The following is a 13,294-nucleotide window of genomic DNA, read 5'->3' as shown; positions in this document are numbered from 1 at the left end:
GATTCAATGCGAGTCAATCTTCTGGGGTCGTTCGAGATCTATGCCGGAGAAAGCCCCGTCAACACCGCACCCGCAGCGCAGAAAATGCGTCAGATCCTCGCCGTCCTGACACTGAACGCGAACAGGGTGGTGCGGTCCCACCAACTCGTCGACGAACTGTGGGAAGACAATCCACCCGTCAGCGCCAGCACGGCACTGCAGACGTACATTTATCAGATCAGGAAGAAGTTCGATCTCGGAAGCCCGCGACGCGGCGGCTCCCGCACGAACGCCGAGACGCCTTCACTGAGCACGATCGACGGTGGGTACCAGCTGACCCTGGCCGGAGATCGCGTGGATGCGTTCCGCTTCGAACCCCTCGTCTCCCGGGGCCGCAGGGAATTCCAGGCGGGCGACTACCCGCGCGCCCGCGACTCGGCGTCCGCGGCCATGGCACTGTGGCGCGACTCGGCCCTGGTGGACGTACGCAAGGGCGCCATCCTGGAGGCCGAAGCACTGCGCCTCGCCGAGCTGTACGGCAGTGCCAAGAACCTGCGCATCGAGGCGGACCTCCACCTCGGCCGCCACCACGAGCTGCTGGGGGAGCTCACGTCCCTGGCGGCACTGGAACCCACCAACGAGGGCGTCCAGCGCAGCCTGATGACGGCGCTGTACCGGACGGACCGAAGGGCGGACGCGCTACGGGTGTTCCAGCGGGCCCGCACCTCGATCGCCGACGAACTCGGCCTCGACCCCTCACCCGAACTCCAGGCGCTGCACACGGCCATCCTCAACTCGGACGACTCCCTGCTGTCGGCACCCCGCCCGCCGCGCGCGGCCGCGGTCCTCTCCGCGCCCGCCGTCCAGGCGCCGTGCCACGTGCCCGCGCCGCAGGGCCGGCTCACCGGCCGGACGGGCCAGCTGGTCCGCATGGTCGGTGCCCTGACCCCCCGGCCGACGGCAGGAGAGAGGTCGCTCGTCGTCGCCGGTGGCGGTCCTTCGTCGGGCAAGAGCGAGCTCTGCCTCCACGCCGCCCAACAGGTCAGGGACCACTACCCCGACGGGCAGCTGTTCGCCCGGCTGCTCGACGACGACGGCCGGCCGGTCGGTCGTGCCGAGATCCTGCGTTCCTTCCTGCGCGGCCTCGGGGCCACCGGGGAGCAGCTCGAACTCGACGTCACCGATCTCGGCCTGCTCTACCGCACCTGGACCGCCGACCGCCGCGTCCTCGTCGTGCTGGACGACGTGACCCGGCCGGAGGACCTCGCCCCGCTCCTGCCCTCCGGCACGGGGTGCGGAGCACTGGTCAGCGGCCGCAGGCGGCTGTTCGTCCCGTCGGCCACCGAGCACATCACCCTCGACCGGCTCCCGCTCGACGACTGCCTGGAGATCCTGCTGACCGCCGTCCCGGAGCACCGGATCACGATGGACCCTGAGGGGGTCCGTGCCCTGGCCGAGCTCTGCCAGGGACTGCCCGGCGCGCTCTTCGCCGTGACGTCGAAGCTCCGGCTGCGGCCGCACTGGACCGCACGCCAGGCGATCAGCTGGATCACCGGCTCCTCGTACGCCCACGAGGACCCGCTGGGCACCCGGGCCGGGCTCGACCGCACGCTCGCGGCCGTGCCCACCGACGTCCGGGCGGCCTTCCACACCCTGGCCTCCCAGGGGGACCCGGCGCGCATCACCCCGGAAACCGCTGCCGTACTCCTCGGCACCGACGAGCACCATGCCGAATCCCTGCTCGAAGAACTCGTGGAGCTGTACCTCCTGAGCGCCTCCGCGCCCGCGCCGGACGGGCGGTTCTCCTACGCATGCGACTACTCCGGGCAGGTACCGCGGGAGGACCGCGTCCCCTGGGGACGCCGCGACGTCCGACCGGACCGCGTCCTGGCGCCCCCCGCGGCGGCCTGAACGGCCCCGCCGGCCGACCCGAACCACGACCTGTGCGTGCCCCACGCACCGGAGGAACCCTGTGAACACCAGACCCGTCGTACTCGTCGCCGACCCGCTCTCCCCCGCCGCACTGGAAGCCCTCGGTCCCGACGTCGAGGTCCGCCGCTGCGACGGCACGGACCGGCCCTCCCTGCTGGCCGCCGTCCGCGACGCGGACGCACTCCTCATCCGCAGCGCCACGACGGTGGACGCCGAGGTCATCGGGTGCGCCGAACGCCTCAGGTTCATCGGCCGGGCCGGCGTCGGCCTGGACAACGTCGATGTCCGGGAGGCCGGCCGCCGCGGCATCGCGGTGACCAACGCCCCCACCGCGAACGTGGTGTCCGCCGCCGAGCTGACCTGCGCGCTGATCATGGCGGCCGCGCGCAACATCGTCCCGGCCGGGACCGCGCTGAAGCGGGGCGACTGGTCCCGCGGTCGCCATACGGGCTTCGAACTGTCCGGCAAGACGCTCGGTGTCATCGGCCTCGGCCGCATCGGCACCCTCGTCGCCGAGCGGATGGCGGCCTTCGGCATGGACATCGTCGCCCACGATCCGTACCGGCGCGGCGCCGCCCCGGACGGGATCGAGCTCATGTCCCTGGACGACCTGCTGCACCGTGCCGACGTCGTCACCGTCCATCTGCCGAAGACCCCGGAGACCACCGGTCTCATCGGCGGGGCCGAGCTGGGGCGGATGAAGCCCACGGCACTCGTCGTCAACGTCGCCCGGGGCGGCATCGTCGACGAGGACGCGCTGCATGCCGCGCTGAGCTCGGGGCGCATCGCCGGCGCGGCCCTGGACGTCTTCAGCCGTGAACCGTGCACCGACTCCCCGCTGTTCGGCCTGGACAACGTCACGGTGACCCCGCACCTGGGCGCGGGCACCCGGGAAGCCCAGGACAGGGCGGGTACGACGGTCGCCCTCGCCGCCCTCGCGGCGCTCCTGCCCGAGCCGACGGCCACCGGGACGCCGGACGCAGCGTGAGGAGGGCGGCGCGGCGGCCGCCGCAAGAAATGCCGCACCGGTGTGCCGCGCCCTGCCCGGAATACGGATCGCCGCTGGAAACAAAGCGAAAGCCCCACCCGAATAACCGGGTGGGGCTTTCCATGTTTGATTCGGCGGCGTCCTACTCTCCCACAGGGTCCCCCCTGCAGTACCATCGGCGCTGAAAGGCTTAGCTTCCGGGTTCGGAATGTGACCGGGCGTTTCCCTAACGCTGTGACCACCGAAATGGTTCGACCGAATGCGCTTTCACGCTGTGGTCTGACGGACATGCTACACGTCCCGGTGCGGGCCCCGAGCGCCCCCGGACGGCCCGCCGTGCGCCCGTGACGTACCGCCGGGCTCCTCGGGTCCGCATCACGCCCGGAACGACGAAGGACCCGGCCGCGATGCGGTCGGGTCCTTCGGCTGCCCTGGCGGGCGAGTGCGGAGGATACGAGATTCGAACTCGTGAGGGGTTGCCCCCAACACGCTCAGAACTGCAACTACTGCTCGGCTACTTGCGGCCCTCCGGGCCGTACCACTGGACGGGCTGGCCGGTTACCGCGGCGATGCCGTCGAAGTCGTGGTCACAGTGCAGGAGGGTGAGCCCCTGCAACTCGGCAGTCGCTGCGACGACGAGGTCGACCGCACCTGCGCTGCGGTGCTTGCCCTGCTTGGTGAGGGCCTCCTGGACCTGCCAGGCGCGGTCGTAGGCGCGGTCGTCGACAGGAACCCAGCCGAAGAGCAGCCGCATGTCCTCAATGCCGCGCGCCCGGTCGGCTGCCGACCGGGCGCTGTAGAAGAACTCCAGCTCCGTGACGGGGCACGTGGCGATCAGGCCGGCGGCTGACGCCTGGTCCCAGCCGTACTGCTCCGCGTCGCCCCGCATGAAGCGGGCGAGGGCGCTGGTGTCGATCAGGTAGAGCGCTGCGTTCACCGTCGGTAGTTCCGCTTGTCCTCGAAGAGCGTCAGATCGAATGCGCCATCGTCGGCCGCGGCGCGCAGGCGGGTCAGGGCCAGCGCACGCCGCCTGCTCTCCAGCACCTCGCGCAGGGCGGTGTTGACCGTCTCCTTCTTGGTGCTGGTCCCCAGAGCCTTGGCCACGTCCGCGACCAGCTCGTCATCGAGGTCGATCACCGTACGACTCATGGCACACCTCTCATATATCAACTATGGAGACAAGTATACCTTCGATGGTTTATCGCTGTGCCGGGATCTCTCCCTGGTGGGTGGGGGGCTCGGTGCCGCAGCCCGCTCGGGATGGAGGGGCGAAGGGTCCGGGCGTCGTTGGCCAGGCCGGAGTGGCGCGAGCCGCGGTCGGCGACCCTCCTGCTCCTGCTCGGAGTCCCGAATGTGGTGGTCGACGCAGTCCTGAGACGGGAGCCCGGTGCATGCATGCGACCGGGCCCCTCCTCCAGCGGGCCGCCGGTCAGGCCGGGGAAGGCGCTCTGGGGGCACCGGCCGACCGAGACGGAAACCGGGACGGGAAAACGCCAGAGGCCCGGACCGCTTGCGCGGTCCGGGCCTCTGAGCTGGCGGAGGATACGAGATTCGAACTCGTGAGGGGTTGCCCCCAACACGCTTTCCAAGCGTGCGCCCTAGGCCACTAGGCGAATCCTCCGCGGCAAACAATACAAGACGTTGAGGGGTGCTCGCGAACGTGATCGTCGGGCGGAGGTCCGGCCGGGATCCGGTCGGGGTCCGGCTCGATTCCGGGGCCCTCCATCCGCTAGGGTGGGGCCAGCCCCTCACGTGGCGCTATCTCACCCAACTCCCCCAGGGCCGGAAGGCAGCAAGGGTAAGTGGGCTCTGGCGGGTGCGTGGGGGGCGCTTTGCGTTCCGGGGCGTCCTGCGGATGCCCTGCGGGGGCTTCGGCGGACCGCTGATGTCGGTGGGCCCGGATAACCTCGTATACGTGTCGTCCCTTGCGCTGTACCGCCGCTACCGCCCCGAGTCGTTCGCCGAGGTCATCGGGCAGGAGCATGTCACTGCCCCGCTGATGCAGGCCCTGCGGAACAACCGGGTCAATCACGCGTACCTGTTCAGCGGGCCGCGCGGCTGCGGCAAGACCACCAGTGCGCGCATCCTCGCCCGGTGCCTGAACTGTGAGCAGGGTCCCACCCCCACCCCCTGCGGGGAGTGCCAGTCCTGCCGCGACCTGGCCAGGAACGGGCCGGGGTCCATCGACGTCATCGAGATCGACGCCGCCTCGCACGGTGGCGTGGACGACGCCCGTGACCTGCGCGAGAAGGCGTTCTTCGGGCCGGCGTCCAGCCGCTACAAGATCTACATCATCGACGAGGCCCACATGGTCACCTCGGCGGGCTTCAACGCCCTGCTGAAGGTGGTCGAGGAGCCGCCGGAGCACCTCAAGTTCATCTTCGCCACCACGGAGCCGGAGAAGGTGATCGGGACCATCCGGTCCAGGACGCACCACTATCCCTTCCGGCTCGTGCCGCCCGGCACCCTGCGCGAGTACCTGGGCGAGGTCTGCGGGCGCGAGGGTGCCAAGGTCGAGGACGGCGTGCTGCCGCTGGTCGTGCGCGCCGGCGCGGGCTCCGTGCGTGACTCGATGTCCGTCATGGACCAGCTGCTCGCCGGCGCCGCCGACGACGGTGTGACATACGCCATGGCCACCTCGCTGCTCGGCTACACCGACGGCTCGCTGCTCGACTCGGTCGTCGACGCCTTCGCCGCCGGGGACGGGGCCGCCGCGTTCGAGGTCGTCGACCGGGTCGTCGAGGGCGGGAACGACCCGCGCCGGTTCGTCGCCGACCTGCTGGAGCGGCTGCGCGACCTGGTGATCCTGGCCGCCGTGCCGGACGCCGGGGAGAAGGGGCTGATCGACGCCCCCGCCGATGTCGTGGAGCGGATGCAGGCCCAGGCCTCCGTCTTCGGCGCCGCCGAGCTGTCGCGCGCCGCCGATCTGGTCAACGCAGGGCTCACCGAGATGCGGGGCGCGACCTCGCCGCGGCTGCAGCTGGAGCTGATCTGCGCCCGGGTGCTGCTGCCCGCCGCCTTCGACGACGAGCGGTCCTTCCAGGCCCGGCTCGACCGGCTGGAGCGCAGCGGCCCGCCCGCCGCCGCGGCCTTCGCCGCGCCGCCGGCCGCCGCGCCCGCCATGGGGTACGTGCCCGGGCCCGAGGCGCATGCCATGGCGCCCGCCGGTCCCGGTGGCGGCGCGGCCGCCGCGCGCGCCGCCGCCCCCGCACCCACTCAGGCCCCGGCTCCCGCACCCGCCCCGGTGCAGGCTCCCGAGCCGGTCCGGGCCGCTCCGGCCCCCGCTCCCGCCCCGGCCGCCCCCGCCCCGGCCGCCCCCGGCGCCTGGCCCGGCGCCGCGCAGCCCGGGAGCGGTGCGCCCGGTGCCTGGCCCGGCGCCGCGGCACCGGCCGCCGCGGGTGCCTGGCCCAGCGCGTCCGCCGCTCCCGCCCCCGCTCCCGCGCCCGCCGCCCCGGCCGCCGCTCCTGCCCCGGCCGCCGCGGCCCCCGCGCCCTCCCCCGGCATGGCCGCCGGAGCCGGGCAGGTCCAGGCGATGTGGCCCGGCGTGCTGGACGCCGTCAAGAACCGCCGCCGCTTCACCTGGATCCTGCTCAGCCAGAACGCCCAGGTCACCGGCTTCGACGGGACCACCCTCCAGCTGGGCTTCCCCAACGCCGGAGCCCGCGACAACTTCGCCAGCAGCGGCAGCGAGGACGTCCTGAAGGCGGTCCTGGCCGAGCAGTTCCAGGTCAACTGGAAGATCGAGGCCGTCGTCGGCGGCGGAGCCCCGGCCCCGGTCCAGCCCTCCTCGTACGGCTCCTCGTACGGGGCCCCGGCCGCCCCCGCCTACAGCCCGCCGCCGGCCCCGGCGCAGCCGCAGGCGCCCGCCCCGCAGGCTCCGGCCGCCCCGCCGTACGCGCCGCAGCAGCCCCAGCAGTCGGCCCCCGCTCCGCAGCCCCCCGTACAGCAGGCGCCCCCGCCGGTCGCCCCCGAGGACGACTTCGCGGAGGAGGACGACCCCGACCTCGTCGAGAGCGCCCTGACCGGGCACGACCTGATCGTGCGCGAGCTCGGAGCCACCGTTGTGGAGGAATACACGAACGAGTAGCCGGTCCTGATTGGGTGGCCGCACGAAGACGACCGCCCGGTCCCGGCTAGGCTGAGCAGCGTGAAGGTCCTCGTCATCGGCGGCGGCGCCCGCGAACACGCCCTGTGCCGCTCTCTGTCCCTCGACTCCGCCGTCTCCGCGCTGTACTGCGCTCCCGGCAACGCCGGCATCGCCGAGGTGGCCGAGCTCCGCCCGGTCGACGCCCTCGACGGCGGCGCCGTCGCCGCTCTCGCCACCGAACTCGAAGCCGAGCTGGTCGTCGTCGGCCCGGAGGCCCCGCTGGTCGCGGGCGTCGCCGACGCCGTGCGTGCCGCCGGGATCCCCGTCTTCGGCCCGTCCGCCGAGGCGGCGCAGCTCGAAGGCTCCAAGGCCTTCGCCAAGGACGTGATGGCCGCGGCCGGGGTCCCGACCGCGCGCAGCTACGTCTGCACCACCCCCGAAGAGGTGGACGAGGCCCTCGACGCCTTCGGCGCCCCGTACGTCGTCAAGGACGACGGCCTCGCCGCCGGCAAGGGCGTCGTGGTCACCGAGGACCTCGCCGCCGCCCGCGCGCACGCGCTCGCCTGCGACCGGGTGGTCATCGAGGAGTACCTCGACGGGCCCGAGGTATCGCTCTTCGCCATCACCGACGGCGTCACCGTGGTCCCGCTCCAGCCGGCGCAGGACTTCAAGCGCGCCCTGGACGGCGACGAGGGCCCCAACACCGGCGGCATGGGCGCGTACTCCCCGCTGCCCTGGGCCGACCCGAAGCTGGTCGACGAGGTCATGGAACTGGTCCTCCAGCCGACCGTCGACGAGCTCCGCCGCCGCGGCACGCCCTTCTCCGGGCTGCTCTACGCGGGCCTCGCGATCACCAGCCGCGGTACCCGCGTCATCGAGTTCAACGCGCGCTTCGGCGACCCCGAGACCCAGGTCGTCCTGGCCCGGCTGCGCACGCCGCTCGCCGGCGTGCTGCTGGGCGCGGCCAAGGGCACCCTGGACGCCGTACCCCCGCTGGTCTGGCGCGAGGACGCGGCCGTCACGGTGGTCATCGCCTCCCACAACTACCCCGGGACCCCCCGCACCGGGGACCCGATCGAGGGCCTGGCCGAGGTGGCCGCCGAGGACGGGCCGGACGCCTACGTGCTGCACGCCGGGACCCGGCACGAGGGCGACACGGTGGTCAGCGCCGGCGGCCGCGTGCTGTCGGTGACGGCGACCGGTTCCGACCTGGCGCAGGCGCGCGAGAAGGCGTATAAGGCGGTGGCGCGCATCCGTCTCGACGGCTCGCAGCACCGTACGGATATTGCGGCCAAGGCCGCCGAGGGCCGCTGACCAGCGGCTCCGCAGACCCGCGGGCCCGGTGCGCACCTCGTGCGCCCGGGCCCGCGGGCGTGTCCGCGTGCGACTGCATCCGGCCGCGTTCGAACGCAGCCAGCTTTACCCAAAGCCATTCCATCGGGTGATCGTCCACCGGTCTGCCTGACGCCCGCGCGTGCCCCAACTAGGGTGCGATGCCAAGCATTCCGGCACTTGGCCCACCGGCATTGCGATGTCAGTGGCGGGTGTCACAGTGGGGGAGTGAGCAACGTCGCCGCAGGGCAGAGGGGGTGAGGTCCGGCCGTGTCCGGAACCGGTTCGATCTTGGAAGCGGGCGTACCGTCCGCGCGTTCCCGAGCTCTGGCCGTGCTGCGCGTGCGCAGCAGGGCCTCGGCCGTCGGGCTGCTGCCCGCCGCCCTCGCGGTGGTCCTGGTGGCCGCCCGGGCGACGGGCCGGCTGGCCGGTGATCCCTGGCCCACGGTGACCCTCGTGGTGTGCGTGGTCGCCGTGATCGTGCTGCTCGTCGGCGGTGCCTTCGCCGCGGTGGTGCTGCGGGCGAGCCCTGCCGTGACACCGACGGTGCCCCTCTCGGAGGCCGCCGCGCCCGATCTGTACCGGCTGGTGCGGGACCTGGCCGACCGGATGGACGTGCCGCCGCCCTCCGCCATAGCCCTGACACCGGACTGCGACAGCTGGCTGGAGGACCGCAGCCACGCGGCCCACCGCCGCGGCGCCGCCCGCGTCCTCGGCGCCGGGCCCGGATCCGGCGGGCCGGAGTCCGAGCCGGGCGCGGCCCCGGTGCTGGTGATCGGCTCGCCCTTCCTGTGGTGGATGCGGGTCGCGGAGCTGCGGGCGGTCCTCGCGCCCGTCGTCGCCGGTACGGGCCCCTCCGCGCACCCGGACATAGCCGACGCGCGCGGCTTCGTGCGCGGCCTGGACGCCGCCGTGGACGTGGGCGGCAGGCGCGGCCTCGGCTGGATCGCCGCGCCGGCGCGGCTGCTGCTGCGGCTGTGCCGCACGGACGCCGCCGAGATGGAGCGGGGGGTGGCCGCGGCCGCCTCCGAGCGTGCACAGGGTGTGGACTACGGGCTGCGCATCGTCGCCCAGGAGCAGGTCGGCCTCGCCTACGCGGGCTGGGACCGGCTGCTGACCCGGGTCGCGCTGCCCGCCTGGCGGATGGGCCGATGGCCGGCGCACCTCGACGCCGGCGTGGTCTCCGCGCTGACCGAGCTGTCCCGGCGGGACCGGCTGGCCGAGGGGTTCACCTCGCGGCTGGGCGAGCGCCCCGCCTGCGACCTGCTGGAGCAGCCCGGGCTGATCGACGAGGCGACCTCGCTGCTGGCCGCGCGGCTGTTCCACGGAGGTCCGGCCGAGGCCGGGCCGGACTGGTCCCCGGTGGACTGGACGGCGTATCCGGAGGAGGTCGTGGACCGCAAGTGGCGGACGGAGGCGGCCCGCCTGCATGCGGCGCTGGACGCCCTGGCCGTCCCGGCGGGGCTGCCGGCGGGCCCTTCGGGCTCCCCCGCACCGGCCGCGGCGCCCCCTCCGGCCGCCCCCGCGGCCCGGCCGGGCTCCGCGAACTCCCCGGGCTCCCCGGGTGCGGCCGGAGCGGCGGGCCCCGCCACGCTCGCGGCCGCCGACTCGGCCCCGCCCACCGCGGACGCCTTCGCCGGGCCCACCCTGGAGCGTGTGCTGCGCTACCTCACCGACCTCGGCGGCGAGGGCGCGGCCGGTGAGGCGCTGGCCGGCCGGATCACCGGTGAGCTGGCCCGCGAGGAGCGGGCCGCCGGACCGGCCGCCGACGCCGGGAAGGCGCGCGGCGCGGACGCCGTCCCGCTGTTCCCGCTCCAGCCGCCGCGCAGCGGCCGGGACCTGCTGGCCGACCACGTCACGGCGATGGTGTGCTGCGCGGCCGTGGACTCGGCCGGGGCCGCCCCCGGGCTGGACTGGCTCGACGGGCCGGTCCTGCTGGTGGGCGGTGACCGCCGCTCCGATCTGGCGCCGCGCGTGCTGTCCCTGGTCGAGGAGGGGAACCCGGAGCCGCTGCGGGACTGGCTCTCGGCCCTCGGCGTCCGTCCGGAGAAGCCGGTCCGCCTGGTCTGAGGCCGGAGGCGCGTACGGGCAGCCGGACGGCAACGGATGCCGGTGTTCCGATCACGTCAATTCGCGACGAACAGTGACGGAGTGCGTGCGTTATGTGATGTGCTGGGACCGGTCGCGGCCGGCGGTTCAGAAGCGGGTACCGAGAAACACCGTTTCTGCTCGGCCGGGAGCCGCGTACCGAGGCGATGTACGCCCGTTCGGGGGGATCGAGGGAGGGGAACGGTCATGGGTGCCGACCAGATCCGGCGTTGGGAGTCAGGTGCGCTCGCGCACGCGGTGTCCGACCCCTTCGGGCAGGGCCCCCTGCCCTGGTTCCGGGGCAGCGAGCTCTACTTCGACGACACCGGCCAGGTCGTCCCCTGGTACGTGGACCCCGCCGCCGCGGCCGCCGGTACCGGCCAGATCCCCCGCGCCCGCGGCAACGGCGGCCCCCGCACCGCCGACGACGTGCACCGCCAGATCAAGGGCTTCGCCTCCACCGGCGGCGTCGCCCCCGGCGAGGCCATCGACTTCCACATCACCGTCGACCCGCCCCAGCAGTTCTCCGTCGACGTCTACCGGATCGGCCACTACGGCGGCGACGGAGCCTCCAAGATCACCACCAGCCCCCGGCTCTCCGGCATCGTCCAGCCGGCCCCGCTCGCCGCCGACCGCACCGTCTCCTGCCACCACTGGTGGCTGTCCTGGCGCCTGCAGGTCCCCTCGTACTGGAGCGTGGGCGCGTACGTCGCCGTTCTCACCACCGCCGACGGCTACCGCTCCCACATCCCCTTCACGGTCCGCGACGACCATCCCGCCGACCTCCTGCTCCTGCTCCCCGACATCACCTGGCAGGCCTACAACCTCTATCCGGAGGACGGCCGCAGCGGCGCCAGCCTCTACCACGCCTGGGACGAGGAGGGCCGGCTGCTCGGCGAGCAGGACGCCGCCATCACCGTGTCCTTCGACCGCCCCTACGCGGGCGCGGGCCTGCCCCTGCACGTCGGCCACGCCTACGACTTCATCCGCTGGGCCGAGCGCTACGGCTACGACATCGCCTACGCCGACACCCGCGACCTGCACGCCGGCCGCGTCGACCCCACCCGCTACCGCGGCCTGGTCTTCCCCGGCCACGACGAGTACTGGTCGGCCCCCATGCGCCGCACCGTCGAGCGCGCCCGCCGGCACGGCACCTCGCTCGTCTTCCTCTCCGCCAACACCATGTACTGGCAGGTCGAGCTCGGTCCGTCGCCCTCCGGGGTCGACGACCGGCTCCTCACCTGCCGAAAACGGCGCGGCCCGGGCCGCCCCAGCCTGTGGCGCGAGGTCGACCGCCCCGAGCAGCAGCTGCTCGGCATCCAGTACGCGGGCCGGGTCCCCGAACCCGCGCCGCTGATCGTGCGCAACGCCACCCACTGGCTCTGGGACTCCACCGGTGCGGGCGAGAACGACGAGCTGCCCGGCCTGGTCGCGGGTGAGGCCGACCGCTACTTCCCGCGCACCCAGCTCCCCGAGCACCAGGACCGGATCCTGCTGGCGCACTCCCCGTACCTCGACAGCGAGGGCCACCGCCGCCACCAGGAGACCTCCCTCTACCGGGCGCCCAGCGGGGCGCTGGTCTTCGCCTCCGGCACCTTCGCCTGGTCCCCGGCCCTCGACCGCCCCGGCCACGTCGACGAGCGCGTGCAGCGGGCCACGGCCAACCTCCTCGACCGGATCTGCAAGCACGACTGACCCACCGCCGGCCCACCGCCGACCGGCCACCGACCGGCCACCGACCCATCGCGGACCCGGGGGCCGGAACACCCCGGTCCGCCGGACCGGGCCCGGTGCGGGAGAATCGGGGTGCGCTCATACAGATCTACAGGGAGACCCCGTGTCCGGATTCGTCGAAAAGCCCGAGCCGGTTCAGGTTCCGGGCCTCGTCCACCTCCACACCGGCAAGGTGCGCGACCTCTACCGTGACGAGGACGGCCGCCTCGTCATGGTCGCCAGCGACCGCATGTCCGCCTTCGACTGGGTGCTGCCCACCGAGATCCCGGACAAGGGCCGTGTCCTGACGCAGCTCTCCCTGTGGTGGTTCGACCAGCTCGCGGACCTCGTCCCGAACCACGTGATCTCCACCGACCTGCCCGCCGGCGCCCCCGCCGACTGGGCCGGCCGCACCCTGATCTGCAAGAACCTCGACATGGTCCCGGTCGAGTGCGTGGCCCGCGGCTACCTCACCGGCTCCGGCCTCGTCGAGTACGACCGGACCCGCACCGTCTGCGGGCTGGCCCTCCCCGAGGGGCTCGTGGACGGCTCCGAGCTGCCCGCCCCGATCTTCACCCCGGCCGCGAAGGCCGAGGTCGGCGAGCACGACGAGAACGTCTCCTACGAGGAGGTCGCGCGCACCGCCGGCCCCGAGACGGCGGCACTGCTGCGCCAGACCACGCTCGCCGTGTACAGCCGCGCCCGGGAGATCGCGCGCGAGCGCGGGATCATCCTGGCGGACACCAAGTTCGAGTTCGGTTTCGACCCGAAGGACGGCACCCTGGTCGCCGCGGACGAGGTGCTGACCCCGGACTCCTCCCGCTTCTGGCCGGCCGACGCCTGGGAGCCGGGCCGTTCGCAGCCCTCCTTCGACAAGCAGTACGTCCGCGACTGGCTGGCCTCCCCGGCCTCCGGCTGGGACCGCAAGAGCGAGCTCCCGCCGCCGGCCCTGCCCGCGGAGGTCGTCGACCGGACCCGCGCCAAGTACATCGAGGCCTTCGAGCGCCTCACCGGCCAGTCCTGGTCGTAGGAAACGAGAGAAGCCCCCGGTCCGAGGACCGGGGGCTTCTTCGTTACAGAGCGGACAACGCGACTCGAACGCGCGACATCCACCTTGGCAAGGTGGTGCTCTACCAACTGAGCTATGTCCGCAGGTGCGCCGTAACGCGAGAACT

General features: G+C 73.3%; 8 protein-coding genes, 2 tRNA genes, 1 rRNA gene, 1 other RNA gene and 1 pseudogene. 8 read left to right on the top strand and 5 right to left on the bottom strand.

The genetic code is table 11. The features are described from left to right. The first annotated feature begins 6 nt into the window (after window positions 1–6). Complete coding sequence (locus ACXNSR_RS18595) at window positions 7–1,890, top strand: AfsR/SARP family transcriptional regulator (RefSeq protein WP_458643083.1); 1,884 nt, start codon at window positions 7–9, stop codon at window positions 1,888–1,890. 61 nt (window positions 1,891–1,951) lie between these two features. After that, window positions 1,952–2,866 (top strand): annotated as a pseudogene (locus tag ACXNSR_RS18590) (hydroxyacid dehydrogenase); the annotation flags it as partial. 162 nt (window positions 2,867–3,028) lie between these two features. Here ACXNSR_RS18590 and rrf read toward each other — a convergent pair. The 4 genes from rrf to ACXNSR_RS18570 all read right to left on the bottom strand — a co-directional run bounded on the left by rrf (window position 3,029) and on the right by ACXNSR_RS18570 (window position 4,520). Further along, window positions 3,029–3,145 (bottom strand): 5S ribosomal RNA (gene rrf / locus ACXNSR_RS18585). Window positions 3,146–3,413: 268 nt separating this feature from the next. Beyond that, window positions 3,414–3,836 carry a PIN domain-containing protein gene (locus ACXNSR_RS18580; RefSeq protein ID WP_458643082.1) on the bottom strand — a complete coding sequence of 141 codons (423 nt, stop codon included), beginning with the start codon at window positions 3,834–3,836 and terminating at the stop codon, window positions 3,414–3,416. Next, window positions 3,833–4,048, bottom strand: a complete 216-nt coding sequence (locus ACXNSR_RS18575) for a type II toxin-antitoxin system VapB family antitoxin (protein WP_309548726.1) — start codon at window positions 4,046–4,048, stop codon at window positions 3,833–3,835. The genes ACXNSR_RS18580 and ACXNSR_RS18575 overlap by 4 nt, the downstream gene beginning before the upstream one ends. A 384-nt stretch (window positions 4,049–4,432) precedes the next feature. Further along, window positions 4,433–4,520: transfer RNA gene (locus ACXNSR_RS18570), tRNA-Ser, on the bottom strand. Between the two features lie 118 nt (window positions 4,521–4,638). Here ACXNSR_RS18570 and ffs point away from each other — a divergent pair. The 6 genes from ffs (at window position 4,639) to ACXNSR_RS18540 (ending at window position 13,149) form a co-directional block, all read left to right on the top strand. Beyond that, an RNA gene (gene ffs, locus ACXNSR_RS18565) (signal recognition particle sRNA small type) lies at window positions 4,639–4,737 on the top strand. 77 nt (window positions 4,738–4,814) lie between these two features. After that, the gene (locus ACXNSR_RS18560) at window positions 4,815–6,986 is read left to right on the top strand and encodes a DNA polymerase III subunit gamma and tau (RefSeq protein ID WP_458643081.1); all 2,172 of its coding nucleotides are present in this window, start codon (window positions 4,815–4,817) and stop codon (window positions 6,984–6,986) included. 60 nt (window positions 6,987–7,046) lie between these two features. Further along, the gene (gene purD, locus ACXNSR_RS18555) at window positions 7,047–8,300 is read left to right on the top strand and encodes a phosphoribosylamine--glycine ligase (RefSeq protein WP_458643080.1); all 1,254 of its coding nucleotides are present in this window, start codon (window positions 7,047–7,049) and stop codon (window positions 8,298–8,300) included. A gap of 288 nt (window positions 8,301–8,588) precedes the next feature. After that, window positions 8,589–10,388: a M48 family metalloprotease gene (locus ACXNSR_RS18550; protein ID WP_458643079.1), complete on the top strand. Its 1,800-nt coding sequence runs from the start codon at window positions 8,589–8,591 to the stop codon at window positions 10,386–10,388. Window positions 10,389–10,613: 225 nt separating this feature from the next. Next, window positions 10,614–12,101, top strand: coding sequence for a N,N-dimethylformamidase beta subunit family domain-containing protein (locus tag ACXNSR_RS18545; RefSeq protein WP_458643078.1), 1,488 nt, complete (start codon window positions 10,614–10,616; stop codon window positions 12,099–12,101). Between the two features lie 142 nt (window positions 12,102–12,243). Then, window positions 12,244–13,149: a phosphoribosylaminoimidazolesuccinocarboxamide synthase gene (locus ACXNSR_RS18540; protein ID WP_458643077.1), complete on the top strand. Its 906-nt coding sequence runs from the start codon at window positions 12,244–12,246 to the stop codon at window positions 13,147–13,149. Between the two features lie 49 nt (window positions 13,150–13,198). Here the strand turns inward: ACXNSR_RS18540 and ACXNSR_RS18535 are convergent. Next, window positions 13,199–13,271, bottom strand: a tRNA-Gly gene (locus tag ACXNSR_RS18535). Window positions 13,272–13,294: the final 23 nt, after the last annotated feature.

It is taken from the genome of Streptomyces sp. NC-S4 (assembly GCF_054353315.1).
Note: the sequence above shows the minus strand (reverse complement) of the source record. Positions and strands in the feature narration are given on the sequence as shown.